The sequence below is a fragment of the Thermofilum sp. genome (assembly GCF_038871435.1).
In the GTDB taxonomy this organism is placed as follows: Archaea; Thermoproteota; Thermoprotei; order Thermofilales; family Thermofilaceae; genus Thermofilum; species Thermofilum adornatum.
Genome location: NZ_JAVZIC010000001.1, coordinates 317,172 through 342,401 on the forward strand (window position 1 = coordinate 317,172; position 25,230 = coordinate 342,401).

A 25,230-nucleotide genomic window follows, 5' to 3' on the forward strand; every position below is an offset into this window, starting at 1 on the left:
TTAATTTTTTTCGCAGTACATTGACGTTGACTGATTATGGGATTCGGGGAAAATTTCTCCGGAACGACTAGAGAATTTTGTGTTAGATTCGCTGGCTAAATTACCTCTATTTCTACCCTGACAGATGGAGGAACACGGGTTCTCAGCAGAAGCCTCGTAGCCCTCTCGTCCGCATCCAAGTCTATCAGTCGCTTGTGGATACGCATCTCGAACCTGTCAAAGGTTTCATAGCCCTGCCCCGAGGGCGCGCGGCGCGTAACCACCTTAAGCTTTTGGACGGGTAGCGGTATTGGTCCCCTCATCTTTACACCAGTCCTCTGCGCTATCTGCCGTATCTCTTCGCATACGGCGTTCAAGTCTTCTATGTTTGTGCTACTGAGACGGATACGAACCTTGCTCGGCATACAGATCGCCCAAAAAAGTGAAAAACATGTATTTATTTACTTTTCGCTAAAAAGAAACAGCCTGGATGTTTAGTATCCTTCAGCCTTCTTGACGTCGATGACTACTCCAGCAGCGATTGTCCTGCCAGAGTCTCGCACTGCGAAGCGGCCTAGCGGTGGGAACTCGCTGTATTTCTCAATCACGACGGGTTTTCTTGGCTTGAAGCGTACAATGGCAGAGTCGCCCTGTTTTATGTACTGTGGCTTCTCCTCTGCAACGCTACCGGTGCGTGGGTCTAGCTTTTGGAGTAGCTCTTCAAAGGTAACTGGGACTGTTGCTGTGTGGACGTGGAGCACTGGCGTGTACCCGGCGGCTATAGCTGTCGGGTGGAATAGGACAAATATACGTCCAGTGAACTCCTCGACCACGGTTGGTGGGTTAGTTGTGTGACCAACTACGTCTCCACGCCTTATCTGAGCCTTCTCAACGCCTTTAACGTTAAATCCAATGTTGTCTCCAGGTATGGCTTCCTGTAGCGGTGTGTGGTGTGTCTCGATAGACTTTACTTCGCCAACTACCTTGGGCGGGTTAATGATAACCTTGTCGTTGACGCGGAGGACACCTGTCTCTACACGTCCAACTGGGACTGTTCCTACACCTTTAATGCTGTAGACGTCCTGTATTGGAATCCTGAGCGGCTTGTCGATGGGCCTCTGGGGCTCTTTGAACATGTCAAACGCTTCGAGTAGGCATGGACCATTGTACCAAGGCGTCTTCTCAGGAGTCCTCTTAGTTATGTTTACTCCCTCCCAGGCAGATGTTGGCACGAAGGGTATCTCGTCAACTTTGTATCCGACCATCCTCAGGAGCTTTACAAGCTGATTCTTAATCTCCTCATACCTCTGTTGGCTGTAGTTAACAGTGTCCATCTTGTTTATTGCAACAACCAGCTGGTCTACTCCCATCGTCTTGGCGAGGAACACGTGTTCACGTGTCTGACCAGCAGGGCTGATGCCTGCTTCAAACTCTCCCTCCTTTGCAGACACGACAAGCATTGCGACGTCTGCCTGACTTGCGCCAGTGATCATGTTCTTTACGAAGTCCCTGTGTCCGGGAGCGTCAATCAGTGTAAAGAAGTACTTCTTGGTCTCAAATTTGTAGAAACCAAGGTCAATAGTGATGCCCTTTTCACGCTCCTCCTTCAGCCTGTCAAGGACCCATGCATATTTCCAGGTCTCTCTGCCGAGCTTTTTGGCCTCTTCTTCGTACTGCTGTAGCAACCTAGGGTCTACTGCTCCCATTTCGTATAGGAATCTACCCATCAGTGTACTCTTACCATGGTCTATGTGTCCAATCACTACTAGGTTTAAGTGGGGCTTCTTTTCCGACATATCTTGCACCCGTTGCAAAAACTGTGTTGTAACTGAAATATATAAGTTTCTCGCCCATGGTGGCGGCTTAACCGTCATGTCACAATAAAAACGTTTTTAAACTATTATGGCTTGAAACTGTTTGAGGCTGGTCGGATGAAAGTTCCCAACGTTATACGTACATACTGTCCTAAGTGCAAGACCCACACGGAGCACGAAGTAATGCTGTATAAGGCTGGGAAAAGGAGGACTCTTGCTGAGGGACAGAGGCGATATTTGAGGAAGCAGAAGGGGTATGGATCTAAGCGTAAGCCTGAGCAGAAGAGGACAGCGAAGGTAACCAAGAAAATGGTGCTGAAGCTGAGATGCAAGGTTTGCGGGTACACTTATCACAAGGAAGGTATACGCCTTAAGAAGCTCGAGATAATTGAGAAGGTGAAGTAGCATGGAGAAATACTCCAACCTGATACCTCAGCCCCAGACAAGATTTGTAAAGATACGATGCCCCGACTGTGGCACAACGATGGTTACGTATAGCCATGCATCAATTGCGGTTAAGTGTCCTAAGTGTGGGAAAGTCCTTGTGGAGCCTACTGGGGGCAAAGCGCTGATAGTGGCAGAAATTGTGGAAGTTCTTCGTTGAATCAGGGTATCTGTCCTTCTTTAGAGGAGAACCTCAGAAATATTCTAACTCTTTGAGGATAAAAGTCGCACAAATATAAGCACTGCTACGAAGTACATATATACTCTTTTACAGCCCATTGTAGAGGTGGTTGATGTGGTTCGGAGACGTGAGCCAGTACCAGACGTAAATGAGCTAGTTGTTGGGACGGTTACTGAGATTCAGGACCACGGTGCATTCGTGTCGCTTGACGAATATGGAGGTTTGAAGGCATACATACCGCTGGGTGAGGTTAGCCATTCCTGGTTTAAGAATATCCGTGACGTCTTGAAAGTTGGGCGGAAGTATGTCCTTAAGGTCATTAGGGTGGACAAGAACAGGAAGCTAGTGGATGTTTCTTTGAGGAGGGTCTCCGATAAAGAGCACAGGGAGAAGCTAATTGAGTGGAAGAGGGCTCAGCGTGCGGAAAAGATGCTTGAGATTGCGGCGCAGAAGCTGAAGAAGAGCCTTGACGATGCCTACCAAGAAGCTGGCTGGAAGTTAGAGGACCACTATGGCGAGATTTTTAGGGGGTTTGAGGAGGCGGCTGCGAGAGGAGAGGAGGCGCTTGTAGAGGCTGGGGTGCCTAGACAGTGGGCGAGAGTGCTGGCTGAGTTGGCAAAGCAAACAATTAAGCCGAAGACTGTAAGGATAGCGGTGGAGATTAAGCTTCAATGTGTGTCTGGCGGTATAAATGCAATAAAGGACGTGTTGACTGGATGGCAAGAAGAGATATCTGTGCCGAACAATGCCACAATTAAGGTTTACACTCTTGGTGCCCCGAGGTATAGGCTCGACGTGGAGGCGTCGAGCTACAAGGAAGCGGAGAAGCTCCTTTCAGAAATACTTTCCCTTATAGAGAAAAAGGCTCAGAAACAGGCTTGTACTATTGCCCACAAACGGGTGACAGCAGACTAGGGGACGGGCATGACGAGGAGGGGTGTGTTACGTTACTGTCCGAGATGTCAGCTTTACACGTTGCAACAGGACAAGTGTCCTAGGTGTGGGGGCCCGGTTAGGGTACCGCACCCGGCAAAGTTTTCCCCCGAGGACCGGTATGGAGAATACAGAAGGAGGGCAAAGCTAGAGCTTCTTAGGGGCCAGTCTCAAAACAGGCCTGCCGGCTAAGAAAGTAGTGTAGTAACTAGGCATATCTTTTGTTGTGTGTTTCCATATTTTAGTATGCCTGATTATCTATTGGCCAAAGATAAAAGAGGATCTATTGGGAGAAAAGGTGTTGTTAAGGCACTATAGACGTCTGTGCCAGCGTTATTGTTCTAGAAGGTTCTGTCCCTATTCGTGTCTGAGTTTGTAGAACTTAGCAGAGAAAAACAACAAAACCGGGCTGTGCTAGCCCTTTACTTTGAATATTTTAACCCACCCGTTGGGTTCGGAGACGTATACTAGTTCGAAGTGTTCTAGTTGTGGGATGTTGTATGTTGGTCCGTGGTAGCCTTGTAGTCCTCCACCAAACATTTGTAGGAAGGAGTCGAAGATGAAGACTTGCTGTTTAATGTTCCTGGCATATATCATCTTGTAGAGTGTAGCGTTTAGGGCTTGTGGCGTGTTGGCGGGGAGTATCATGTAGATGGTGTAGCTACCCTGCTGTATGTATGCGAATGTGCCGTTGTTGTAGCCGTAGATGTAGTCTTTAGGATCGCGGCCTATCCATTTCAGCATCTGCGGTGATTTCGCCATGTCTCCGCCCAGTGCGGGATGCATCATTGTGAACCATACTTGGATGCCATTGGAGAGTTGTAAGCTCTGGAGAGGCTCGAATATGACTACATAAGTGACGTTGAGCTCCCTGAATATTTGTAGCGCTGTGGCTTCATCGCTCATGAATGCTGTGGCAATTTTTTGGATCTGTTTGGTGTCTATGGTTGCATTGTCGCATGTGGTTTTCCTGCCTGTGTTGACTGAGATCCAGTAACCGTAGTCCCACCATGTAGCGATAGTGGCGTCTCTAGGGACATTCTCGGAGATCCAGTTTAGTGCCGACATCCAGTCCATATATTCATAGTTGTATCTGACCACGGGGACTGAGGAGGTGAGTATGAGGGGTGGCTGGTGGCTGTTGAGCGGAATTTTTGAAGCAAGAATTGACGGTGAGAATACAAGGACAAGGATTATTGCCACTAGAAGTATTACTAGCCTATAGTTTGTCTGAACCCCCCTTGTGCGTCTCCGTTCAAGAGTTGTGCCGGCGTCAGCTAGCCTGTCTAGAATTTCCATTAGACCAAGCGAGGCTGTGACTGCTACGGCTGGGCTGAGTAGTAGTAAAAGCCTGACAATTGAGGCTGAGAAGTATGCCGCCGTGAATATAAATAATGAAGTGAATGCGCTAGAGAAGTCTTCACGAGATCTTGTGAAGCAGATGTAACCAGCGAACAGTGCAAAAAGGATCGATGTTTGAAAGTCGTCGAAGACCTGGTTCCATGTGGGGACCTGGTGTTCTGCTACGGTTGTTACTCCTGCTTCTCTTGCTAGTGGTATGACTACTGCCAGTATTCTTCCCGCGATTCCCCTAAAGATTCCTATGTAAGTTCCAGCGATAAAGAGTGCTAAAAGTGCAACAATGAAAAGTGCCATGATTTTCTTGTTTTGTCTTAGGTGTAACTGTGATGGTACGCGAAGACCGGTCAAGGGTAGTATGGCTATGAGTGTTGTAGCTAGTGGCAGAAAGCCGGTGAGCGACAGGAATGCTGTTGTAGGTCCGAATCTCGGCGTGGTTGCCACAAAGACTGTAATTATAATGTTTGTTACAAGGTATGTTTTTTCTAGTGCAGTGTCTCCTGGGTGGAAAAAGAGCCAGTAAAGTGTTACTAGTGCGAGTAGGTTCCATGGGTAGAGGTACGCGCCCCAGGAGAGCACGACTATGCCTAACGAGAGCCCTGCGAGCACTGAGAGCAATAGAGAGTTTTTCTTGTATGCCTTCAGGAAGAGGTAGAAGCCGAGCAACATGAATGGTATTGCTATGGCTTCGTGTTTTGCTCCTAGGTTTGTCCTATACATGTATGCCCAGCTGAGGGCTATAAGCACGGCGGAGAGGACGCCTGTACGGTTATCTTTTAGCTCTTTTCCTAGGAGATAGGCCGTGAAGACGGCAAATGAGGCCGCTATTGGAACGAAGAAAGCATGGACATCGTATAGCGATACTTGGAAGCCTAGAGCGTTGAGGAGGCTGTAGATTCCTGCGCCAAAGAACGCTGGTCCAGGCTGGCTGGAGCCTCTTAGGTCTCTTCCCTCGGGGTACCAGAAAAGTGTGTCACGTGGCTTGGGGTTTTCGAGCCACCAGTGGTACCACCAGGCGACGCCTGAAAAATAGTTTCCGTTGCCGTGCTGGAGGAGTTGCTCGGAGAGATAGTACTCGTAGTATGGATCGAACTCGTTTAAGTATACGCCCCAATGCATCGGTGTGAGCCTTGCAAGTAGGGTTATAGTGAAGGCTGTAAGAAGTATCACGGCTGTGACGATTCTAGCGTCTCCGAAGAATTCTAGGGCTTTAATTGTGTAGGTTGCAGCTTTCTGGAGGAGTTCTGCGGCTCTTGACGTAGACATATGAAAAAGGGTTTTATGGGGCAGTAAATATCTATTTCGCTTTGGGTGACGTTAGGTTTATTTCAAGCCTGTCGCCATGTTTCTTTCAGGAATTTATGTACATCGTAAAGTGCTCTAAGTGTGGATACGTATTTTATCGTGGAGAAAAGATACCGAACTTGTTTAGGATCTATTCTTCTGTTGGCGGCAAGTGTCCCAGGTGTGGAGCCGAGATCGACTGGGTGCCAAAAGGTGTGGCCGTGTCTAGGAAGGATAAATGTAGCACCTAGCGTGGAGCAAAGTTTTTATTCTGTATGGTTTTTAGGGTTTGTATGTCTCGGGTACGCGGGATTAGCTTCGAGTATTTGGCATGGGCTGCCGTCTTCGTGATTTTGCTTATTGCCAGCGGGATCTTCTATGTTCTTGTCGAGCACCCACCGTTTTCGCTTGGTGTCCAGCTTGTTTATCCCTCTGCAAGTGGCCAGACTGTTTCTGAGACCTTGATCGTCTTCTTCTTGTATGTTTTTGCCCTCGTGGGTCTGTACATGATATATAATTCTGCAAAGTACAGGCACCGCTCTTCAGTTTTCTACTCTAGCCTGCTTAGCGGCGTTCTAGTGGTGATGGTTGCTCTGCTCTTGCTGATGTTTATCTATAACAATATGAAGTAGTGAGTGGGGCTTTGAGTAACAGTGACCCATTTAGGTCGTTATTGAGGACGGTTTCTAGACCTGGTGTTTATGTTTTTTACGGGAGACCCGGCTCCTTTAAGACTTTGAGTGGTCTTGTTCTGGCTTCTATGTGGCGTTCTGGGGCTTTTTATGTTGGTCTGGGGAAGCATGCTTTCTATGATTCTGGAAGACTTTCCCGGCTTGGCTTAAAATTTTATGGTGTTTTGAGTTTTCGCGAGGAGCTTGAGACATTGCTTGAGCTTGGGATTTTGGTCAATGAGAGGGACTTGATTGTTTATGATGGTTTTGGTTCTCTTATTTTTCCCTTATATGCATATCCCAGGGGCCACGTAATTTATAGTGCTGGCACGCTTGTTGTAAGTCTCCTCAGTAAGTTGTCAATAGACAAAAGAACGACGGTCATTATTGTTTCTGGGGAGGGGGCAGAGGGGAGACCCCTCCTGTTTAGCGTGTTAAGGGCATATGTTCGTAGATATTTCTGGTTTGTTAGGGAGGGGAAGCTGGTTAGAATAATTGTAAAGGATGCCGAACTTTCCCAGGTAGGGACGCTTAGGCTGGATGCCGGAGAGGTATTGGAGGAGGCTCAGAGTAGAGGTATTACAAAAGGGTTATAAGCTGGCTGGAGTTGATGTTTTTAGATGGATGGATTCCTAGGTGTGATGCCTTCACGTGAGTGCCCTGAGAAGAGGGGGCTCCTCGCAAGGTTGCTGTCTGAAAATAGTTCTAGGCTGGGAGACCTCTATTTTGAGGGGATCCTGGAGGTTCCATGCGAGCTTATCAGGGAGGACGTTGGGGACATTGTGTTGCCTGTCTATATCTATTCGCGTGTAAAGGGTATTTCAGGAGAACTTGTGATGGGCGTTGACCCCGGCGAGAGGCACGTCGGTGTGGTTGTCTTTGTAGGCGGGGAGAGGATAATTGGTGAAACGGTTTCTCCCGAAGTTTTGCCAATTATTATCGACTTGTTTAGCAGATTTTTCAAAGGAATTACCATTTATACTGGAGACTACCCGTGTAAGAGGCTAGAAGAGCTAGGCATCACTATTGGCCGGAATGTGGTTGTTAGAAAGATTCGCGAAAGGGATGTAAAAAAGATTTTGCGGGTTGTTGGTGAGGGTGGGGAGAGGCTGGGCAGACACGTCCGCGATGCTTATTTTCTCTTGCTTTCGGGTGTGTCTGAGACGTTTAGGAGCCGGCTTTATGGCGACACTAAGGCAGGGTAAAGGCTATTATTGCGTTTAGCATTGCTGGTAGCGTGAGTTTTCTGGCTTTTTCGGCCGTCTGGGTCGACGGGTTATGGATGAGCTTTACGGCTACGTACGTAAATATGGCGTCAGTTACAAGTATTAGAACCAGGTAGACTGGTTTCGTTTTAACGTAGTTTGCCCCGTAAAAGCTTAGAGCCACTGCCATCAACATAAATATTCCAGCAAGTTTTCCAGCATTGTTTGTGCCTATTTCGCATGGGAGGGTACAGATGCCTACTCTTGTGTCTCCCTCTAGGTCACGTATGCCCTTAGCAATCTCTCTTCCTAGGTTTGCGAGGAAGGCTATCATGAAAAATAGGAGGGATTTTTCTGTTAGGGTTCCTGCGATCGATATGGCTCCATAAGGAAAAGTGAACGATGTCAATCCTGATACAATGATGTTTCCGAAGAATGCGTGCCTTTTGAAATAGGAATTGTAGAGATTACCAACGACGAGTGCGACAATAATTACTACGAGACAGGCTGTGTTCACCATTGCTGAGGTTAGTACTGCTATGAGACCTGTGATAAATGTAAATGCCACTGCTTCTCTTGTTGATAATTCCCCGGCAACTATAGGTCTTGTCGGGTTGTTTATTTTGTCTTCTTTGATATTAAATATGTCGTTTGATGCGAATAGCGACATTTCCACGAAGAGTACAGATGTGACTGCGAGTAAGAGTGAGGAGTTAGATATACTCTTCAAAGTGTTTTCTACAGAAAAGGCTCCAGCTACTACTGCCAGGCTTGCCATGACGCCGTGGTCGATTCGTGACAACTTTGCATAGCTGGACAACTTTCGAATGAGGTCATCCATATGTATCGATACATGTAGCATTACGAGTAATTATTATATTTTGACACGACACACAACAACAATTTTATATTGATCCCGCTCAGCATGTTTGTGAGGAACTATGTCTAGCAAGGCGAAGAAAGGTTCTAAGAAGGAAAAATCTAGCGAACGAAAGCCCGCAACAATGCCAGCAGCTGGTCTATTGACGTTTTACGAGGAAGACATAGGCGGGATAAAGATTAGGCCAGAAATAGTTGTTGTTGGAACTTTCCTCTTCGTTATGTTAGTTATACTTGCGCATGCGGGGGTCTTTGGGTCATAGGTTAGGCGGTCTGCTGGTTTCTGTTTCTCGCTCCTTCCTCAATTGCTTTTACTATCTGGGCGATAGCATCTTGAATGTCTTGGGTCTTTTCGACTAGGGTCCCTGTAACTATTATGTCTGCACCGGCCTGTGAAATTTTTCTTGCTGTCTCAGGTCTCCTTATGCCTCCACCAACTACTAGGGGCACAGAAACAGTGCCTCTCACCATCCTTACTATTTTTGGCGGGACGGGTTTAGCTCCTGAGCCGCCTTCAAGGTAGATAAACTGGAAACCCATGTATTCTGCCGCCAACGCATAGGCGGCGGCGACATCTGGTTTTCCGAAGGGTAGAGGCCTAGTGTAGCTTACTATTGATACAGTGCCGCCCTCTCCAACTATTATGTATCCGAGGGATAGCGCCTCTAGTCCATACTTCTTGACTATGGGGGCTCCCTGCATCTGTGCACCTGTTATAAAGTAGGGATTGGCGCTGTTTAGAACCGAGATAAACCACACAGCGTCAGCATACCTGCTTAGAGCGGACGGCGTTCCCGGAAATAGTATCACAGGTATGTCAGTTACTTGTTTTATTGCGAGAACTATGTCGTCAGTCATTCTTTCACTTACACCTGTGCTTCCACCGATCATTATTGCCGCGCTCCCCGCCTTTGATACTTCGCGGGCTATCTTTGCGGCTTGGTCTGGGGTGGTTTTGTCTGGATCTATCAGTGTCATGTGTATTGCTCCGCGTTCCCTAATTTTCTCCATTATGTAGTTCTTCACTTTCCCCATTTTCCCCACCTATATTTTCCTCTTGTGAGGAAATCTTCCCTTCACCATAATCATCTAGGAACCTGCTGAAATAATCTACTGGCTCGAGGTACTCCTTATAGTCGTAACGCATGCTTAGACCACAATTCGAACAACGAACCAAGACATATTTTTCTTCTTTTGTTTTCTTAACCGTCACGCTTACTGCCTGAGCTCCGCATCGTGGACACTGAAAAACTGTTGGTAGCTTGCGCTTGACTACGGCTACTGGACGTGTACGTCTCCTCTTCCTCCTGCCCATCAACTGTCACCGAATACTCTTTCAAGTTCTAAATAAACCTTATTTATACGGTTGGTGATATCTCTACCAGAAAGCTTACCCGTTGCCGACGGCTTATGTATCCCCTTATTGTCGCCTCCTCTCCCCCAAGCTCATCTTGCCTATAAGCTATAATTTCCTCGATAACATCATTTGTATAGTCGCATAGTTCTTCCTGTGACATGGAAAAGACTTCATGAAGGATCTTGGAGGAGTTTGAAAGAAACTTTATTGTAGATGTGCCGTCATCTAGTGTCACATAGATCGAGAAAAGGTTGTATGCACCTCGGCATTTACGGTTAAGATCTATGCTTACTATGTTTGCACGGGTCTCTATGAAGCCTTCTACCTCTAAAAACCTCTTGTTTCTTTCAAATGCTGGAAATATCTGTTCGCCGCCCTCAAGCTTCGTATAGGCGATTTCACGTAACGCATCATCAATCTTCCTGTAGCCCCAAACAAGTGTTCCTCTAAGTATAAGGTTGGAGGCCTCTGCCAGTAACTCGTCTCGGAAAAAAACAATACTTTTGACCCCCGTGTTCGTCAAGAGGTAGATCTTTCCACCTTCCCTCGAGAAAACTTCATAACCCAATAGAATTCCGCTGATAAATAGCTCCTCCATGTCTCTTTCAAAGCAAGTTTGTTTTTTATCTAGTTTCTGGAGGTAGGAGGAGGGGCGACATGTCACCTGAGAATAGTTGTCGAACGTGTTTATAGTACAGTTGGATAGAAGCAGTGTATCACCTTCACTTATCTTTAAACGTGGATCTTTGGACAAGACCCGCACAGCTGAGGGTCTACATTCATTGTTGTAGCCGTATAGAGTTATACCCGTATCGTCACTAAAACTTTTTACAACCTCTACAAGCGTCAGCGGGAATCCCAGTTTTCTAGATAATTCCATGATTGTTGAGGTGTCTATGTTCTCGAGCATCCTAATCGTAGAATTCTTGTCTAAGACGATTTCCTTTTTGTCTCTGTATTTCCTGACTGATGCTCTCGACAGGAGTATTTTCTGGCCTATTTTTAGTTGTGGATCGAGCTCTAGGGCTTTTTCACCCCACGCTATTACCCAGATGGCATCATTTTCATCTGCAAGAGCAAAGCGTAAATACTCTTTACCGGCGGAGCTCTTCAACAATGGTTGCCGACTGATAACTATACCTTCAACGTCTATTCCCCTAAATCCAACAGCCAAGTCTTTGATTCTCAACGCGGATAACTGCTGTGAGAAGTTTTCTCTCGGAATTGGGATGCCAAGCTCCTTTGCTAGGACTATAAGGGCAGCCTCTCTCTTGATTATGCCCCCGAATTCCTCTATTTTTTCCTGTATCTTTCTTTCTAACTCCTCTTTAGAGATGTTTGTGTGCTTCAAAATTTCATTTTCGATGATGTCTTCGGTTTTGCTCATTTGCGCCTCCCCTTGGATCCTCCAGGAGCTTTGCCTAGCAAAGTGTTTACTATCCTGCTTAGAAATGTATCCTTATCCATTTCTATCTCTTCGTATTTTCCTTCTTTCAGCGCTATGTCTACAGCCATCATGTGGTAGCATTTTTCTTTTCGCTTCCGGAACCTTACACTGAAGAGAAAGTCTGGACACGAACAATAGAGGCCAGGTATAACTAGATAGAATTTCTCCTTCTGAGACCCCTCAACAATAAAGAAATATGTTTCCCCAGAACCTGTCTTGACCTTTACCTTTTTTACCCTCTTTTCAAGCACTGCTTTTATAGCCCTGTTTTCCCTCGGATCCCGTGTCTGCATGGGTATCGGCTTTATTCTAGGGGACTAGACGGAACCTGTCGCGCGGGAACAAGACTGCTTCACGTATGTTCTGCAGTCCCAGCAGAACCATGACTAGCCTGTCTAGACCTAGTCCAAAACCTCCGTGTGGTGGCATTCCATATTTGAATGCGTCTAGGTAGAACTTGAAGTCATTTGGGTCTAGGCCTTTGTCGACGAGGTTCCTGTAGAGTTCACTGTAGCGATGCTCCCTTTGTCCTCCAGAGGCTATCTCTATTCCCCGAATGTCCAGGTCAAATGCATAACTTTTTTGTGGCCCATTCCGCATAATGTAGAAAGGCTTTGAATCCCATGGGTACTCTGTTATGAAGTATGCTGGTGTGCCTTGTTGCTGGAAATACTCTCCTAGGAATTTCTCTGCCTTAGGGTCAAAGTCTTCTCCCCATTTTAGATCGAAGCCGTTCGAGTTGAGGATCTTTAGCGCCTCGTCGTAAGTGACCCTTGGAAATTGCTTCATGTCCTCAATAATATTGAAACCGAGGCTTTTGAGTTGGTCTCCCATAGATTCTACTAGCCTCTTGTTGACGTGCGTAACTAGTTCTTCAAGAAGAGAAAGTACATCGTTTACATCGTTTATGAAACCCATCTCCACGTCTAGCCCCCAACCCTCGTTTAGATGCCGAGTGGTGCTGAATTTTTCCGCGCGGAAAAATGGCCCAACCTCAAAGACCCTTGGAACTCCACACATTAGCATCTGTTTGTATAGTTGTGGGCTCTGTGCGAGGAATGCTTTCTCGCCGAAATAGTCTACTGAGAATAATGTAGCTCCGCCCTCTGCCCCTGCCTTAACTATTTTTGGTGTGTTCACCTCGAGGAAGCCCCTGCTTGTTAGGAAGTTCCTAACCTCTTGGAAAATTATGCTTCTAGCAACGAACACTGCACGGATCTTGGGCAACCTCAATGCAAGGTACCTGTAGTTGATGTAATCGTCGAAGCTTGCTGGTGTCTTGCCGGTTACGTCTATCGGTAGTAGATCTTGTGGCTCAGCTAGTATTTGTACTTCTTCTGCGTGTAGTTCTCGTCCCTTTTTACTTACTACTTGTTGGGGCTCTTTTCCCTCGATTTTTAGGGCTGAGCCTAATTTTACCTTGCTGACTAGTTCCCACAGTTCGCTGTTAGTTTCCTTCTTTACAACAATAGTTATTGGTGTCAGGCTTAGGTCATCTATAACCTCTATGAAAGCGATTTTACCAAGAATCTTTACATTGGAAACCCATCCTGTAACTTGTCTCGGCTCACTCATATCTAGCTAACACCACTTAGATACTTTCATTAATGCCATCCTTTTTCAATAAAAAGTTTGGTGTTTCTCATCACATCGATATTGCGGTCGTTCGCCGGGCATTATTGAAAAATTTATAAACCTCCTATAAGTTTCAGTGTAAGGCTCTGGGTGCGAGGTTATGCCTAGACCAGCTTTAAGATCCAGAACAAAGAAACGCAAATTAGTTAGAACGCCTGGAGGACGACTATCCCTACACATAATCGACAAGAAACACGACTATCCAAGATGCGCCATATGTGGCAGACCTCTTCATGGTATACCTAAGCTTACTGCACGCGAAGAAAGGCGTGGAGTCAGAATGCCTTCTAGACCATATGGCGGATACCTGTGTCACGAATGCCTACAGAAAGCCCTAAAGATATCAATATACAAGGCAATCTAAAGCATCATATTGGTTCTTGCTTTATTCTTTTGTCCAAAGTTCTTCGGGCCCAAAAACTTTTAGAAGCGAGAGAACTATAAAAACCATGGGCAACCTCACAATTGCAGTTAGCGGTACACCTGGCAGCGGAAAAACGACATACGCCAGATTCCTTGCAGAGAGATACGGGTTACGTTTCGTATCCAATGGAATGCTTTTCCGCGAACTCGCAAAAGAGATGGGGGTGGACCTCTTAGAGCTGCATAGGCTAGCCGAGCAACGAGAGGACATTGATAGAGAGATAGACGAGAGAGCGTTGCAAGAGGCAAAAAGAGGAAACGTGGTAATAGAGGGACACCTAGCTGTGTGGATCCTAAGGGACATAGCCGACATAAAAATAATAGTAGACGCACCGCTTAGGATAAGAGCCGAAAGAATAGCACAAAGAGAATCCATCTCAATAGAAGAGGCTCTCTCGCAGATACAGCTTCGCGAAAAAAGCAATGCTGAGAGAGCCATGAGATACTATAAGGTTGATATCCGGGACTATTCAGTTGCAGACCTTATGGTAAAGACATATCCTCTCGATGTTAACTCTGTAAAACACGTCATTGCAAGCTTTGTAGACGCATATCTCCATGTCAGAAAACCTTTTAAAGACGTTAAAGCATAGACTGAACTCTAGGTGACTGCAGTGGAGTTTTGTCCGAAGTGCGGAGGAATAATGGTTCCAACAGTACTAAATGGGAAAAAAGTGCTCAAATGTACACATTGTGGATATATAGCTGAGGGAAACAATCCAAACACTTATAAGCTCTCCCAGAAGATCGAGAGAAATCCAAAAGACACAGTTACACTTGTAGACGTTGATGTATCAACTCTACCAGTTGTAGAATTCAAGTGTGAAAACTGTGGGAACGATAAGGCATACGTCTATGAACTTCAGACCCGTGCTGGAGACGAGCCCGCGACAAGGTTCTATATTTGTACACGTTGCCGCAAGGTCTACAGGGAATACGCCTAGAATTTTTAGACACCAATCCGTTTTGTATACTTCACAGTATATTACGCAATATCCTTTTAATTTCGAAGTTAATAATTATCCTGGATGAAATATGAAATTCGTGTTCCCAGATGCAAGAGAATGGAAGTATATTATCGAGAGCATAGCCACAATCGTAGATGAGGCCAACTTTGTGGCCTCTCCAGACGGCTTGAAGCTTAGAGCCCTAGACCCTGGCAGGGTAGCGATGGTCGACCTTTATATCCCCGCAAACTTGTTTGAAGAATATAATGTAGAGCAGGACACAAAAATCGGCGTGGTTCTTGACGACATAAACGATGTCCTCAAGCGTGCAAAGTCAGATGATAAGATTTCCTTTGAAGTTTCTGGTGGACGCCTTATCATTACACTTGCTGGTAGAGCTGAAAGAAGGTTCAGGTTCCCCCTTTTAGATATTTCTGGGCAGGAGCTTCCCAGCCCAAAGCTTAACTTCACCGTTGCGGCTAAAATGCTGAGTGACACATTTAGGGATGCCCTAAAAGACGCTGAACTTGTATCTGAAACTGTAAAAATGAGGGCTGAGAATGAGAATCTCTGGCTCATCGCAAAGAGCGATAAAGGCGAAGTCGAGAGCAGGTTCTCAATCGAGACCGGAAGCCTCGTAGAGATAGACGTTAAGGAGACTGCAGAGGCAAACTACGGAATAGATTTCCTAAACAAAATCGTTTCAAAGGCATACAGAGTAAGCGACATACTTGGTCTACGCTTCGCAACAAACATGCCTCTCGAATTGACCTTTGACATAGCCGGTGGAGGCACCCTGAAATACCTGCTTGCGCCCAGAATGGAATAATAAAAGGAATTTTATGGAGACTAGAACACTCAAGGTTGTTTTAGACTACGAGGACTACAAAAAGTATCCTTTTCTACGCGAAGCTATCAACGACATAAGGCTTTTCGGATTAACCTTGGAAGATATTGGGAACACCCCTCTTGGATCCGAGCTCCTGAGAAATGCTCGCGAAAAGATACTCACAGTCATAGAGAAGGGTCAGTACCCTATACATGGAGACGACTATCGAACAGAAGTCGCGTCATTTTTGACTACCCTGATACTACTCTCTGAAATCGGCGATGATGCCCTAAATGAAAAATTCGCGATCGCTTTCTCTAAACGTATAGGCGCCGAGCTAAGCAAAGAGCCCATAGAAAAAGTCCTCCACATAGCGATCAACACGTTGGGCTGGAACATTTCCCTAGACAGCAATGGGGACAGCCTTGTATACTACAAACACTATCTCCAAGGAGTACCCGAGTATACCGAAGAATGGAAACTAGTCAATAGACTTTTGAGTAAAGGCTTCGTCAGAGTCCCACGAGAAAAATTTACTAGGCTAGTAGAAACTGGCATTAAGAAATATGTCTTGAACCTCATCGAGAAGACACGCATAGAGGAAAGCAAGATACCCGAAAGTCTTTACAAAACCGTCGAAGACATCGCCGCTACCTGGACGAATCTAAGGAGAGAATTAGTTGCATATGCTCGGAGCGCGTATAGTGGCAAAAAAGAGGACTTATTCCCTCCCTGTATACGCTCATTATTAAGTGAACTTTCTAGTGGTAAAAACCTACCGCATAGCGCTAGATTTGCATTAGCAAGCTTTTTGCTCAGCATAGGCTTCAGCGTGGATGAAGTCCTAGAAGTCTTTAAAGTTACACCAGATTTCAGGGAAGATATAGCTAGGTATCAGATTGAACACATTGCTGGGCTCAGAGGATCAAGGACAAAGTATCTCCCCTACAAGTGTGAAAATATGCGTTCATACGGACTTTGCAGATGGAAATGTGAAAACATAAGACATCCTTTACAGTTCTTCTTTAGAGCAGCTCGGGGTAGACCTCCTCGTGTCGCAGAAATACAGTAGCGAAGAGTATCGAATCCGGATAGCGAGAAGACTCTTTGCCTCGTATTATTCGAGAAACAGTATAGATCCACCTACTAGTCTTCCACAGCGAGAGTTCGCATTTTCTAAGTTTGACTCCTCAACTATGATTAGACATATATCGTTTAATAACAAAGAAGACCTAAATGAGTATATCAAGGCTAACGTCCCTCAGCACATCTATTATTCCTCAGCATATTATCAGAGGCCATCTGCTGAAAATATGGACGAGAAAGGATGGCTAGGAGCCGACCTAATTTTTGACATTGACGTAGACCACATACCAACAAAATGCAAAGAGCTACATGATTACTGGAAATGTCTCAACTGTGGGGCAAGCGGGTGGGGCTATACGGAAAAGTGCCCTTCATGTGGCAGTGATAAACTAGAATGGGAAAAATGGGTATGCGACATTTGTATAAATTATGCACGCGAGGAAATTATCAAGCTCATAGATATACTTGAGAACGACTTTGGATACAGCAGGTCAGATATGTTTGTAACGTTTTCGGGACACAGAGGCTTTCACCTCCACTTAGAGAACGAAGACGTACGGGATCTAGATCAAGATGCACGCAGGGAGATATCTGACTATGTTAGAGGCGTAGGGCTAGAGACTAAACTGTTTTTGACAAGGGACGGGAAAAACTACCGCTACAGGTATAATGTGGTAGCGCCGGGCTGGGCTGGAAGAATAGCGAAATACCTTTTGTTGAACAATGAGACAGATGGAGGCGTAGACCTTGAACAATTAAGCAAGCCCTTTGAATGGTGGCATCAGAACATAAAAGCCGCCATTAACGAGTTAGCAGTAAAAATAGATGAGAAGGTCACTATTGATATAAAGAGGCTTATAAGATTGCCTGGAAGCCTACATGGGAAAACCGGTCTAAAGGTATTCACTATAAGCCCCAACGAAGTAGAAAACCTCGATTCCGAGACTATTCTTAAAAGAGCCATTGTTTTCTCAGAGGAAAGAGTCAAGGTGAGGTTGTCACCTCTCCCCAGAAAAATTCTATATTACTATTTTAACAGTGGTGAAAACGGGATCATAGAGGTTCCAATGTACTTAGCAGTTTACATGATGCTCAACGGCAATGCCGAACCAGTTAGCAAAATTGGTTAGTACACCTTCAGATCCTAGTTTTATCTGCATAAGATATCTCTATCCCCAACTCCCTAGAAACCGCGTCGGCCAGCTCTTTCCGGAAACCACAGAATGGAATGACTAGGCTGGCGTTGCTTTCTTTTATGTATCTAAATATCTGGTCGTAGTCGGCATGGCTACTTAGGGGGAATGCAAGCTTTCCCTTTACCCATCCTGTACATATGCATTTGGGGATTTTCCCTCCAGATCTTGAATTAAGGCCAGCAATAATGGGTAGGGGCATGTCTGGGGGCTGTCCATTCCAGTATGCATACATGCCCAACCATTCGCCATGCATCTCATATACCGAGTTGTGCCTAGCTACGACTTCTTCCACCAGAGGCAAGACATCTACCGATGCATTCATTAATGCAACTAGTTCCTGTGCAGTCCCAATTCTTCTCCCCTTAAAAATTATTGGCGACCCCTCCTCGAAAAACCTCTTTGCTACAGCTACTATCTCTCTGTATAGGTCACTACGTTTGGGAAAAACATATCTAGGAGAACCATACGTAGCATCGACTATCAGAACATCGCCCTTTAGTATCTGGGCGGGCTTGAGAATTAATCTTTTCTCGAGGTTAAAATCTCCCGTAAAAACAAAATCTTTCCCGTCGAAATTGAAGGAAAACTGAAGACTACCTATTATGTGCCCAGCATTGTACGCGCTGAATTCGATTCCTGCAACTTCTATCGTCTCGCCGTGTTCTACATATACTATGTTTCTGAGCTTCTTATTTGGGTCTATTATCTCATGTGTCGCCCTACTCATTATCTTTGGAACATCTGGGTAGGCCTTCAAAACCTTTAAAGAGAAATGATCGCTATGGCCATGAGAGACTACTATAACGCTTGGAGACCTCTTTGGCATGCGAGTAGGATCTAGCAAAATTACTTTCCCATCTTTCTGTAGTGTCACACCGTGGTCCACAGTAATTTCAAGCATAAAGCCTATCCTCGGTGAAGCAGAGTGCTTTGAAAAGAAATACAAGAAGCCCTATTTAATTTTGACCCAGTCTCCTACAAGTTCTATAACTCCTTTCCCTGCAAGCTTCCTGAAGGCCAGACTATAATAGTGTTCCCCAACGTCTATCCCATAGATGTCCCTAAACCTCTGAAGTATCTCTCCTCTAGGAACTTCATTTTTGCCCTCTTTTTTGAGCTCAGAAATTATTTTCTCAAAAAAGTTTGTAGTGTCCTCTAGCCTTGTCCAGGGATACTGGTACCATACCCACTCCTTTACTTCTTCTACATAGTAGTCTGGCTTTATCTTGGCCACCGGAGATATCCACTGCATGGTAGCAATCTTTAGCATGCTGGGTCTCCACTTTGAAAGTATATAGTCCCTCGCGACGATGACAGAGTCACCTGTATCAACAATATCGTCTACAAGGAGAACCTTTTTTCCTTGAAGGTTTACCTCGTATGGATATTTTACGTGGGCAACCGCGGTTATTTCTGCGGCCTTCCCCCAATGGAGTATCTGTATACTCAGCAAGTCATGTATGTCGAGGAAGTCGCATAGAAGCCTTGCAGGTACATAGCCACCCCGCGCAATTGCTATGACCAGATCCGGGATGTAGCCAGAAGCCTCGATTTTTTCGGCGAGTAGACGGCTCCACTGGACAACTTCTTCCCATTGGACTAATTTTGTGTTAACCTTATTCACATATGTGATTGCTGTGAAAACAAAAAAATTTTTCGTTGTCCCATTTTATCTTTAACAACTATAACTTTAAAAAAGTAGGCATCCCCTAGAGAAGGGGTGTCTAAGATGGAATGCATTAAGGCCAACGCTGTCCTCCTAGGCAACAGGGTCGTTGTACTTGATGTTAAAGAGGGGCACGACCTATACTTTAGGGGCGGATTCTATGGTAGATTCTTTACTGTGCCCAAGCCCAAGCTTCCCGACGTCGAAAAGGAACTTGAAATTTCACTTTTTGATGCAATGTACCTCTTAGAGCAGGGGTGCCTAAACCTAACAAACGAGAGGGGAGAACCAATAAAGCCTTCAGAGTTTTTTTCGATAGCTTCAAAGCTTTATGACAACTTTTACGACGCATATACCGTATACAAGGATCTAAGAAACAGGGGCTATGTCGTAAAATCAGGAATGAAGTTTGGATCAACCTTCGCTGTATATCAGTTTGGACCGGGAATAGACCACTCAATATTTCTAGTAGAAGTTCTGAAGTACGGAGATAAACTTGACCCAATACAAATAATCAGGGCAGGACGTCTATCACACTCCGTAAGGAAAAGATTCATATTAGCCTACAGAGACCCAGCAACGAATAGGATACAGTATTTCTCGTTCAAATGGCTCATGTAGAACCGGCCTTAACAGACTTATAGCTTGCTTTGATTTCTGGAAAAAGGTTAAATTACTTGACGAAAATATTTCATACGTTATGAAAAAGATAAGAATCGGAATAATTGGTGGAAGCGGACTTTACTCTCCGGACTTTCTCAAGAATACACGAGAAGAAAAAATCTATACTCCATTCGGTGCCCCCTCCTCAAACATTATTATTGGAGAAATCGCAGGAGTAGAAGTAGCATTTCTGCCTAGACATGGAAAGAAACACGAATACCCACCACACAAAGTAAACTACAGGGCAAACATATGGGCATTAAAGGAACTTGGCGTCGAGAGACTAATATCTGTCTCAGCCGTTGGAAGCCTACGTGAAGACTACAAGCCCGGAGACTTTGTCTGCACAGACCAGTTCATAGACATGACCAAGAAAAGAGAATACACTTTTTATGATGGCCCTGTCGTTGCACATGTATCCATGGCCGACCCCTTCTGTCCCGAGTTGCGAGAAATATGCCTCAATACAGCCAAGGAGCTCGGCATAACGACACATGAAAAAGGAACATATGTGTGCGTAGAGGGACCCAGATTTTCTACTAGAGCCGAGTCAAAGCTTTGGAGACAGTTCGGCGCTGACATCGTTGGCATGACGCTTGTCCCAGAGGTAAACCTGGCACGAGAGGCTAGAATGTGCTTCCTAAACATTGCAATGGTCACAGACTATGATGTATGGGCAGAGAAGCCTGTCACAGCCCACGAGGTTGCAAGGGTTATGGCCGAGAACACAGAAAAAGTAAAGAAGCTCTTAACAAGCCTTATCCCAAGGATACCTGTAGAGAGAAAATGTCAATGCGCTAGATACCTTGACGAGGCCCTGATCTAACCTTATCTCAAATTCTGGTTTTTTGGTCTCTGCCACAAAGTTATTTAGTGAATCAAATATCTAACAGGTGACCAAGAATGGAGTATAAAGTTAAGGATATTTCCCTTGCGCCAAAGGGCAAGCTAATGGTCGAATGGGCTGAACAACACATGCCAGTCCTTAGACACATCAGACAGAAATATTCAGAGGAAAAACCCCTAAAAGGCATAAAAATCGCGGCATGCATGCATGTCACTAAAGAAACAGCAGTCCTCATGCTGACACTTCGCGACGCAGGTGCAGAAGTCGCGCTCTCAGCCTCAAACCCGCTCTCAACACAGGACCCCGTGGCCGCTTACTTAGCAACGGAGGGAATCAGCATATTTGCATGGAGGGGAATGAAAGAGGACGAATACTTCGAGGCTATAGCTAGGGCTGCATCCATAGGCCCAAATATCACGATGGACGACGGTGGAGACCTCACAGTCATGATTCATAAGCTGGCACACGGTATAACAGAGGGCATAGACTACAGGATCGGTAAGGAATTCCTTTCTAGCGACATAGCTAAAGGGATATATGGTGGCACAGAGGAGACGACGACTGGCGTTATACGGCTAAAGGCTCTTGAAAAAGACGGCAAACTGCTTTACCCGGTAATAGCCGTCAACGACTCGAAAACGAAATACATGTTCGATAATAGATATGGGACAGGCCAGTCCTCACTTGACGGAATTCTCAGAGCAACAAACATTCTTTTCGCGGGCAAGAACGTAGTCGTTGCAGGCTACGGCTGGGTGGGCAGAGGAATAGCTTGGCGCGCGAAAGGGCTTGGTGCAAGAGTATTAGTTGTAGAGCCAGACCCCATAAAAGCCCTCGAGGCCTATTATGACGGCTTCTATGTTTCAGATATGTCAACGGCGGCGGAATGGGGAGACGTATTCATAACAGCAACAGGCAACAGGGACGTTATTCGGACAGAACACTTTTTGAAAATGAAAAGCGGAGCCATACTTGCAAATGCAGGACACTTCAATGTCGAAATCTCTGTGGCTGATCTAGAAAAAATCGCCGTCTCGAAGAGAAAAATAAACGAGAATGTAGAAGAATATTTATTACCAAATAATAGGAGGCTTTACCTCATAGCCGAGGGGAGACTTGTCAATCTAGCCGCCGCCGAGGGGCACCCAAGCGAGGTTATGGATCTCTCGTTTGGCAACCAGGCCCTTGCTGTAAAGACCCTCCTCAAAAAACACGTGTCGCTAAGGCCCAAAGTTTACAGACTTCCAGGCTCCATTGATAGGAAAATAGCTTATATTAAGCTCAAAGCTCTAGGGGTAAAAATCGAGAAACTGACACCCGAGCAGAAAAAATACCTTGAGTCTTGGTCTAGCTGATGTCCCCGGAAACAGGAAAAAAAGTTTATATCGAGACTTTTGGATGTTGGCTGAACAAAGGAGAATCCAACATCATAGCTACTCTCCTTACCAAAAGGGGCTATGAAATCGTACAAGACATTGAAAAAGCAGACATAATAATTGTAAATACTTGTGCGGTCAGGGGCGATACTGAGAACAAGATATTTAGGAGGCTACATGAAATAAGTAAGATCACACAGGCCAAACACACAAAGCTCATTGTGTCCGGTTGCCTTGTCAACGTACGCCCAAGAAGCATCCTGGAAATTGTTCCTCAAGCCTCCCTCGTGGAACCAGACGCCACAGAGAAAATCCCAGAAATCATAGAATCAGAGAGCCCCATATACATTCTAAGACAATACCAAAATTTAAGAACAGTCCTTCCAGAATTCAAGGGTGGATCATTCCACATCGTCCCCATCCAGAGTGGATGCCTAGGCAACTGTGCCTTCTGTATAGAGTGGGTAACCAGAGGCAGAGGAGTGAAGAGCTACGAGCCTCAAAGCATCGTCGAGAATATTAGAGAAGCTGTTAGAAAGGGGGCACGAGAAATTCTTCTTACTGGTCAAGACGTGGCCGCCTATGGCTACGACCTTAAAATCACGCTTTATGACCTTTTAAAGGAAATACTTGACAAAGTTGACGGAACTTATCGAATAAGGCTCGGCATGATGGAGCCGATGCTTTTAAGCAGATTTATAAGAGACCTCTTGCCGCTTTTCAGAGATGAACGACTCTATAGGTACTTCCATATACCTGTACAGTCCGGAGACGACAAGGTCTTGAGACTCATGCGTCGGAAATACACGGTTCAAGATTACAAAGAAATCGTTTCACACATTAGGCAACAACCCTGGAAATCTAGCATTGTTACAGATTTGATAGTGGGCTTCCCAGGCGAAGACGAGGAGTCGTTCAGAAGAACCCTGGCTTTCCTTGAAGAAGTAAGATTCGACAAGGTACACGTGGCCAGGTATACCTTAAGACCCTTTACTGAGGGCTACCTCCTGCATGGAATCCCAGAACCAGAAAAGAAAAAGCGAAGCAGGCTAGCTACAGACGTGATACTGAGAATAGCCTACGAGATTAATAAGACATACATAGGCGAGGTAAAGGAAGCACTTGTGGAAAATATATCTTTTAAGGGAGACCTCACAGCGCGTACCATTGAATATAAGCCCGTAATTATCAAGAATCAATCAGCCAAGATAGGTGATTTTGTAAAGGTGAAAATTGTCGACGCATCACCACTTCATTTAGTAGGAGAAATCATTGACTAGACTGCTTTTTGGGACCTTAACTCCTCTATTTTCTCTGTGGCTTTCTTTATGTCTTCATCTGTGAGCTTCCTAAAGATAGGCTTTGGCTCAGGAATTGTTTGTCCAACTGGAACTGGCTCCTTTATTTCTTCCCATCTATGAGCCGAGATATCGTCACTGTATCCGAGCTGGTTCCAGATCTTCTGTGAACTTGAAGGTATGTATGGGTAGAGCATAATGGCCAAGGCTTTTATCAGGTGGAGCGCCACATATATTGCAGTGGCAGCCTCCTTGCTTTCGACCTCCCAGGGCTTACGGCTATTAAGATACGAGTTACCGCTACTCGAGAGCTGAAGGATCTTGCCGAGCGCCTCTCTCATCCTAAAGTTCATCATAGATTCAGCTATATCTCCGCTGTAGTGTACAATCATATTTTCTAGGCTTTTATCTTCCTCTGTATATTCTCCGGGCTCTGGCACTTTGCCTGAGAACTTTTTGTATGCGATAACCAGTACTCTATGGATAAAGTTCCCAATATTGTCGTTTAGATCGTTATTGATTATCCTGATGAAATCTTCCCATGAAAAGTTCATATCGCGAAGCTCAGGTCTGAGACTGAGAAGCACGAACCGCCAATAGTCCACTGGGAATACTTCCAATGCCTCATCGATCCATATCCCTATCCTCTTGCTCTTTGAGAACTTTAGACCCTTAAACAAGAGATATTCAGTCGACGAGACTGTCCACGGCAACACGTAGCCCTGTTTGCTGGCCAAAAGTAGTGCAGGAAAAATTATAGTATGAAATGGAATATTGTCTTTACCAATGAAGTAGACACTCCTTGTATCCTTATCAAGCCAGAACTCTTTCCATTTCTCTGGTTCCCCCTTGTTTTCAAAGTATTCTATTGTAGCTGATATATAGCCCAACACGGCTTCCATCCATACGTAGATTGTTTTTCCCTCCGCGCCTGGGAAAGGGGCAGGGATACCCCACTTATTGTCTCTTGTCAATGCTCTAGGCTTCAAGCCGTCTCTCAAAATCTGCAGGCTCATATTACGCGCGTTAGGAGGCAAGTTATCGTTCTCCTCGATGTATTTTTCTAGCTCCTGTGATAAACGCGGCAAGTCAAAGAACCAGTGCTCCGTAGTCCTAAGCTCAGGAGTAGAGCCACATATGGCGCACCGTGGATTGATAAGCAAAGTGGGTTCCAAGAGACGACCACAATTTTCGCACTGATCTCCATATGCCTTATCATAGCCACAGTAGGGACAAGTGCCAACTATGTATCTGTCCGGCAAGAAGATTTTGTCTTTTGGGCAATAATACATTTGTACCTTGTCTGAAAATACGTATCCATTTTCGTAGACTTTCTTGTAGAAGTCCTGCACAAACTTTACGTGGACTGGACTCTCCGTTTTCGAATAGTTGTCAAAACTGATGTTCCATTTTTCAAAAAGCTCCTTTATGATTTTGTGGTTTCTCTCAGCAAGGTCTTTAGGGTTTTCTCCCCTTTTTATAGCCTCCACTTCTATGGGTGTGCCGTGCATGTCGCTACCGCTCACGAAGACAACCTCGTCTCCAATCAACCTTAAGAAACGCGCGGCCACATCGGCTGAGAGTATAGAGCCTATCAAGTTTCCAAGGTGGGGAACACCATAGACATAGGGCCAGGCTGCACAGATGAGCCATCTGTGTTTGGAAGAGTTAACCTTCTGCATAGTTCTCACACGGATGTGAAAAAACTAGG

Annotated in this window: 31 protein-coding genes; 19 read left to right on the plus strand and 12 right to left on the minus strand. The window is 45.4% G+C overall.

Features of this window, described 5'->3' with window-relative positions; all coding sequences use genetic code 11:
* Window positions 1-95: 95 nt before the first annotated feature.
* Window positions 96-404 carry a 30S ribosomal protein S10 gene (gene rpsJ, locus QXT17_RS01715; RefSeq protein ID WP_020962569.1) on the minus strand — a complete coding sequence of 103 codons (309 nt, stop codon included), beginning with the start codon at window positions 402-404 and terminating at the stop codon, window positions 96-98.
* Window positions 405-473: 69 nt separating this feature from the next.
* Entirely contained in the window at window positions 474-1,775 is a 1,302-nt protein-coding gene (gene tuf, locus QXT17_RS01720; protein WP_020962568.1) for a translation elongation factor EF-1 subunit alpha, read from the minus strand.
* Between the two features lie 135 nt (window positions 1,776-1,910).
* Between tuf and QXT17_RS01725 the strand changes: the two genes are divergently transcribed.
* The 4 genes from QXT17_RS01725 to QXT17_RS01740 all read left to right on the plus strand — a co-directional run bounded on the left by QXT17_RS01725 (window position 1,911) and on the right by QXT17_RS01740 (window position 3,543).
* Window positions 1,911-2,198: a 50S ribosomal protein L44e gene (locus QXT17_RS01725; RefSeq protein ID WP_052885654.1), complete on the plus strand. Its 288-nt coding sequence runs from the start codon at window positions 1,911-1,913 to the stop codon at window positions 2,196-2,198.
* Between the two features lies 1 nt (window position 2,199).
* On the plus strand, window positions 2,200-2,397 hold the full coding sequence (locus QXT17_RS01730) for a 30S ribosomal protein S27e (RefSeq protein ID WP_148682061.1): 198 nt from the start codon (window positions 2,200-2,202) through the stop codon (window positions 2,395-2,397).
* A 135-nt stretch (window positions 2,398-2,532) separates the two neighbouring features.
* Window positions 2,533-3,333 carry a translation initiation factor IF-2 subunit alpha gene (locus QXT17_RS01735; protein ID WP_052887367.1) on the plus strand — a complete coding sequence of 267 codons (801 nt, stop codon included), beginning with the start codon at window positions 2,533-2,535 and terminating at the stop codon, window positions 3,331-3,333.
* 9 nt (window positions 3,334-3,342) lie between these two features.
* Window positions 3,343-3,543 carry an RNA-protein complex protein Nop10 gene (locus tag QXT17_RS01740; protein WP_148682060.1) on the plus strand — a complete coding sequence of 67 codons (201 nt, stop codon included), beginning with the start codon at window positions 3,343-3,345 and terminating at the stop codon, window positions 3,541-3,543.
* Window positions 3,544-3,765: 222 nt separating this feature from the next.
* On the opposite strand, the gene QXT17_RS01745 is transcribed toward QXT17_RS01740, so the two are convergent.
* Window positions 3,766-5,976 (minus strand): STT3 domain-containing protein, encoded by a 2,211-nt coding sequence (locus tag QXT17_RS01745; protein ID WP_052887284.1) that lies wholly within the window; start codon window positions 5,974-5,976, stop codon window positions 3,766-3,768.
* Between the two features lie 41 nt (window positions 5,977-6,017).
* On the opposite strand from QXT17_RS01745, the gene QXT17_RS01750 reads away from it, so the two are divergent.
* From QXT17_RS01750 to QXT17_RS01765, 4 genes are read left to right on the plus strand one after another with little or no spacing between them, the layout of a single operon-like run.
* Complete coding sequence (locus QXT17_RS01750) at window positions 6,018-6,245, plus strand: hypothetical protein (protein WP_148684735.1); 228 nt, start codon at window positions 6,018-6,020, stop codon at window positions 6,243-6,245.
* Window positions 6,246-6,287: 42 nt separating this feature from the next.
* Complete coding sequence (locus QXT17_RS01755) at window positions 6,288-6,626, plus strand: hypothetical protein (RefSeq protein WP_020962564.1); 339 nt, start codon at window positions 6,288-6,290, stop codon at window positions 6,624-6,626.
* Between the two features lie 11 nt (window positions 6,627-6,637).
* Window positions 6,638-7,261 (plus strand): hypothetical protein, encoded by a 624-nt coding sequence (locus QXT17_RS01760; protein ID WP_148684734.1) that lies wholly within the window; start codon window positions 6,638-6,640, stop codon window positions 7,259-7,261.
* Window positions 7,262-7,285: 24 nt separating this feature from the next.
* Window positions 7,286-7,870 (plus strand): hypothetical protein, encoded by a 585-nt coding sequence (locus QXT17_RS01765; protein ID WP_020962562.1) that lies wholly within the window; start codon window positions 7,286-7,288, stop codon window positions 7,868-7,870.
* Here the strand turns inward: QXT17_RS01765 and QXT17_RS01770 are convergent.
* Complete coding sequence (locus QXT17_RS01770; RefSeq protein WP_052887282.1) at window positions 7,857-8,711, minus strand: UbiA family prenyltransferase; 855 nt, start codon at window positions 8,709-8,711, stop codon at window positions 7,857-7,859. The two genes, QXT17_RS01765 and QXT17_RS01770, sit on opposite strands and share 14 nt — an antisense overlap.
* A 100-nt stretch (window positions 8,712-8,811) precedes the next feature.
* On the opposite strand from QXT17_RS01770, the gene QXT17_RS01775 reads away from it, so the two are divergent.
* Entirely contained in the window at window positions 8,812-9,012 is a 201-nt protein-coding gene (locus QXT17_RS01775; RefSeq protein WP_342783728.1) for a preprotein translocase subunit Sec61beta, read from the plus strand.
* A gap of 1 nt (window position 9,013) precedes the next feature.
* Here QXT17_RS01775 and QXT17_RS01780 read toward each other — a convergent pair whose 3' ends face one another.
* Genes QXT17_RS01780 through aspS form a run of 5 tightly spaced genes read right to left on the minus strand, consistent with a single transcriptional unit; the run spans window position 9,014 to window position 13,128 of the window.
* On the minus strand, window positions 9,014-9,784 hold the full coding sequence (locus QXT17_RS01780; protein WP_052885518.1) for a geranylgeranylglyceryl/heptaprenylglyceryl phosphate synthase: 771 nt from the start codon (window positions 9,782-9,784) through the stop codon (window positions 9,014-9,016).
* Window positions 9,747-10,064, minus strand: coding sequence for a hypothetical protein (locus QXT17_RS01785; RefSeq protein WP_020962558.1), 318 nt, complete (start codon window positions 10,062-10,064; stop codon window positions 9,747-9,749). Before QXT17_RS01785 ends, QXT17_RS01780 begins: the two co-directional genes overlap by 38 nt.
* Window positions 10,065-10,107: 43 nt before the next feature.
* Entirely contained in the window at window positions 10,108-11,493 is a 1,386-nt protein-coding gene (locus QXT17_RS01790) for a DUF2240 family protein (RefSeq protein ID WP_020962557.1), read from the minus strand.
* Window positions 11,490-11,846 (minus strand): SWIM zinc finger family protein, encoded by a 357-nt coding sequence (locus tag QXT17_RS01795; RefSeq protein ID WP_020962556.1) that lies wholly within the window; start codon window positions 11,844-11,846, stop codon window positions 11,490-11,492. The genes QXT17_RS01790 and QXT17_RS01795 overlap by 4 nt, the downstream gene beginning before the upstream one ends.
* 16 nt (window positions 11,847-11,862) lie before the next feature.
* Entirely contained in the window at window positions 11,863-13,128 is a 1,266-nt protein-coding gene (gene aspS / locus QXT17_RS01800; protein WP_020962555.1) for an aspartate--tRNA(Asn) ligase, read from the minus strand.
* Between the two features lie 160 nt (window positions 13,129-13,288).
* Between aspS and QXT17_RS01805 the strand changes: the two genes are divergently transcribed.
* From QXT17_RS01805 to QXT17_RS01830, 6 genes are all read left to right on the plus strand, one after another.
* Window positions 13,289-13,552: a 50S ribosomal protein L34e gene (locus QXT17_RS01805; RefSeq protein ID WP_148682057.1), complete on the plus strand. Its 264-nt coding sequence runs from the start codon at window positions 13,289-13,291 to the stop codon at window positions 13,550-13,552.
* An 85-nt stretch (window positions 13,553-13,637) separates the two neighbouring features.
* Window positions 13,638-14,204, plus strand: a complete 567-nt coding sequence (cmk, locus tag QXT17_RS01810) for a (d)CMP kinase (RefSeq protein WP_052885517.1) — start codon at window positions 13,638-13,640, stop codon at window positions 14,202-14,204.
* Window positions 14,205-14,225: 21 nt separating this feature from the next.
* A complete protein-coding gene (locus QXT17_RS01815; RefSeq protein ID WP_148682227.1) occupies window positions 14,226-14,555 on the plus strand; it encodes a transcription factor S in 330 nt (109 codons plus the stop codon).
* Window positions 14,556-14,646: 91 nt separating this feature from the next.
* The gene (gene pcn, locus QXT17_RS01820) at window positions 14,647-15,387 is read left to right on the plus strand and encodes a proliferating cell nuclear antigen (pcna) (RefSeq protein WP_020962552.1); all 741 of its coding nucleotides are present in this window, start codon (window positions 14,647-14,649) and stop codon (window positions 15,385-15,387) included.
* Window positions 15,388-15,400: 13 nt separating this feature from the next.
* A complete protein-coding gene (locus tag QXT17_RS01825; protein ID WP_020962551.1) occupies window positions 15,401-16,459 on the plus strand; it encodes a hypothetical protein in 1,059 nt (352 codons plus the stop codon).
* On the plus strand, window positions 16,440-17,603 hold the full coding sequence (locus QXT17_RS01830; RefSeq protein WP_148682056.1) for a DNA primase small subunit domain-containing protein: 1,164 nt from the start codon (window positions 16,440-16,442) through the stop codon (window positions 17,601-17,603). Before QXT17_RS01825 ends, QXT17_RS01830 begins: the two co-directional genes overlap by 20 nt.
* 7 nt (window positions 17,604-17,610) lie before the next feature.
* Here the strand turns inward: QXT17_RS01830 and QXT17_RS01835 are convergent, their stop codons facing one another.
* Together QXT17_RS01835 and QXT17_RS01840 are read right to left on the minus strand one after the other, a co-directional pair.
* The gene (locus QXT17_RS01835; protein ID WP_020962549.1) at window positions 17,611-18,570 is read right to left on the minus strand and encodes an MBL fold metallo-hydrolase; all 960 of its coding nucleotides are present in this window, start codon (window positions 18,568-18,570) and stop codon (window positions 17,611-17,613) included.
* A gap of 51 nt (window positions 18,571-18,621) precedes the next feature.
* Complete coding sequence (locus tag QXT17_RS01840) at window positions 18,622-19,293, minus strand: phosphoribosyltransferase (RefSeq protein ID WP_052887280.1); 672 nt, start codon at window positions 19,291-19,293, stop codon at window positions 18,622-18,624.
* A 105-nt stretch (window positions 19,294-19,398) separates the two neighbouring features.
* Here QXT17_RS01840 and endA point away from each other — a divergent pair, with 105 nt between their 5' ends.
* From endA to QXT17_RS01860, 4 genes are all read left to right on the plus strand, one after another.
* The gene (gene endA, locus QXT17_RS01845) at window positions 19,399-19,956 is read left to right on the plus strand and encodes a tRNA-intron lyase (RefSeq protein ID WP_020962547.1); all 558 of its coding nucleotides are present in this window, start codon (window positions 19,399-19,401) and stop codon (window positions 19,954-19,956) included.
* Between the two features lie 79 nt (window positions 19,957-20,035).
* Complete coding sequence (locus QXT17_RS01850) at window positions 20,036-20,824, plus strand: S-methyl-5'-thioadenosine phosphorylase (protein WP_342783318.1); 789 nt, start codon at window positions 20,036-20,038, stop codon at window positions 20,822-20,824.
* 77 nt (window positions 20,825-20,901) lie between these two features.
* Entirely contained in the window at window positions 20,902-22,200 is a 1,299-nt protein-coding gene (locus QXT17_RS01855) for an adenosylhomocysteinase (protein WP_052887278.1), read from the plus strand.
* Window positions 22,200-23,501: a tRNA (N(6)-L-threonylcarbamoyladenosine(37)-C(2))-methylthiotransferase gene (locus tag QXT17_RS01860; RefSeq protein ID WP_052887277.1), complete on the plus strand. Its 1,302-nt coding sequence runs from the start codon at window positions 22,200-22,202 to the stop codon at window positions 23,499-23,501. Before QXT17_RS01855 ends, QXT17_RS01860 begins: the two co-directional genes overlap by 1 nt.
* Here QXT17_RS01860 and metG read toward each other — a convergent pair.
* Complete coding sequence (metG, locus tag QXT17_RS01865; RefSeq protein WP_052887276.1) at window positions 23,498-25,201, minus strand: methionine--tRNA ligase; 1,704 nt, start codon at window positions 25,199-25,201, stop codon at window positions 23,498-23,500. The genes QXT17_RS01860 and metG overlap by 4 nt on opposite strands.
* Window positions 25,202-25,230 lie beyond the last annotated feature (29 nt).

What these genes read in the sequence shown, in the direction of transcription:
- rpsJ (WP_020962569.1), bottom strand. Translation starts at nt 404, where the DNA reads ATGCCGAGCAAGGTTCGTATCCGTCTCAGTAGCACAAACATAGAAGAC.
- tuf (WP_020962568.1), bottom strand. Translation starts at nt 1,775, where the DNA reads ATGTCGGAAAAGAAGCCCCACTTAAACCTAGTAGTGATTGGACACATA.
- QXT17_RS01725 (WP_052885654.1), top strand. Translation starts at nt 1,911, where the DNA reads ATGAAAGTTCCCAACGTTATACGTACATACTGTCCTAAGTGCAAGACC.
- QXT17_RS01730 (WP_148682061.1), top strand. Translation starts at nt 2,200, where the DNA reads ATGGAGAAATACTCCAACCTGATACCTCAGCCCCAGACAAGATTTGTA.
- QXT17_RS01740 (WP_148682060.1), top strand. Translation starts at nt 3,343, where the DNA reads ATGACGAGGAGGGGTGTGTTACGTTACTGTCCGAGATGTCAGCTTTAC.
- QXT17_RS01745 (WP_052887284.1), bottom strand. Translation starts at nt 5,976, where the DNA reads ATGTCTACGTCAAGAGCCGCAGAACTCCTCCAGAAAGCTGCAACCTAC.
- QXT17_RS01755 (WP_020962564.1), top strand. Translation starts at nt 6,288, where the DNA reads ATGTCTCGGGTACGCGGGATTAGCTTCGAGTATTTGGCATGGGCTGCC.
- QXT17_RS01765 (WP_020962562.1), top strand. Translation starts at nt 7,286, where the DNA reads ATGGATGGATTCCTAGGTGTGATGCCTTCACGTGAGTGCCCTGAGAAG.
- QXT17_RS01770 (WP_052887282.1), bottom strand. Translation starts at nt 8,711, where the DNA reads ATGGATGACCTCATTCGAAAGTTGTCCAGCTATGCAAAGTTGTCACGA.
- QXT17_RS01775 (WP_342783728.1), top strand. Translation starts at nt 8,812, where the DNA reads ATGTCTAGCAAGGCGAAGAAAGGTTCTAAGAAGGAAAAATCTAGCGAA.
- QXT17_RS01780 (WP_052885518.1), bottom strand. Translation starts at nt 9,784, where the DNA reads ATGGGGAAAGTGAAGAACTACATAATGGAGAAAATTAGGGAACGCGGA.
- QXT17_RS01785 (WP_020962558.1), bottom strand. Translation starts at nt 10,064, where the DNA reads ATGGGCAGGAGGAAGAGGAGACGTACACGTCCAGTAGCCGTAGTCAAG.
- QXT17_RS01790 (WP_020962557.1), bottom strand. Translation starts at nt 11,493, where the DNA reads ATGAGCAAAACCGAAGACATCATCGAAAATGAAATTTTGAAGCACACA.
- QXT17_RS01795 (WP_020962556.1), bottom strand. Translation starts at nt 11,846, where the DNA reads ATGCAGACACGGGATCCGAGGGAAAACAGGGCTATAAAAGCAGTGCTT.
- aspS (WP_020962555.1), bottom strand. Translation starts at nt 13,128, where the DNA reads ATGAGTGAGCCGAGACAAGTTACAGGATGGGTTTCCAATGTAAAGATT.
- QXT17_RS01805 (WP_148682057.1), top strand. Translation starts at nt 13,289, where the DNA reads ATGCCTAGACCAGCTTTAAGATCCAGAACAAAGAAACGCAAATTAGTT.
- cmk (WP_052885517.1), top strand. Translation starts at nt 13,638, where the DNA reads ATGGGCAACCTCACAATTGCAGTTAGCGGTACACCTGGCAGCGGAAAA.
- pcn (WP_020962552.1), top strand. Translation starts at nt 14,647, where the DNA reads ATGAAATTCGTGTTCCCAGATGCAAGAGAATGGAAGTATATTATCGAG.
- QXT17_RS01825 (WP_020962551.1), top strand. Translation starts at nt 15,401, where the DNA reads ATGGAGACTAGAACACTCAAGGTTGTTTTAGACTACGAGGACTACAAA.
- QXT17_RS01835 (WP_020962549.1), bottom strand. Translation starts at nt 18,570, where the DNA reads ATGCTTGAAATTACTGTGGACCACGGTGTGACACTACAGAAAGATGGG.
- endA (WP_020962547.1), top strand. Translation starts at nt 19,399, where the DNA reads ATGGAATGCATTAAGGCCAACGCTGTCCTCCTAGGCAACAGGGTCGTT.
- QXT17_RS01850 (WP_342783318.1), top strand. Translation starts at nt 20,036, where the DNA reads ATGAAAAAGATAAGAATCGGAATAATTGGTGGAAGCGGACTTTACTCT.
- QXT17_RS01855 (WP_052887278.1), top strand. Translation starts at nt 20,902, where the DNA reads ATGGAGTATAAAGTTAAGGATATTTCCCTTGCGCCAAAGGGCAAGCTA.
- QXT17_RS01860 (WP_052887277.1), top strand. Translation starts at nt 22,200, where the DNA reads ATGTCCCCGGAAACAGGAAAAAAAGTTTATATCGAGACTTTTGGATGT.
- metG (WP_052887276.1), bottom strand. Translation starts at nt 25,201, where the DNA reads ATGCAGAAGGTTAACTCTTCCAAACACAGATGGCTCATCTGTGCAGCC.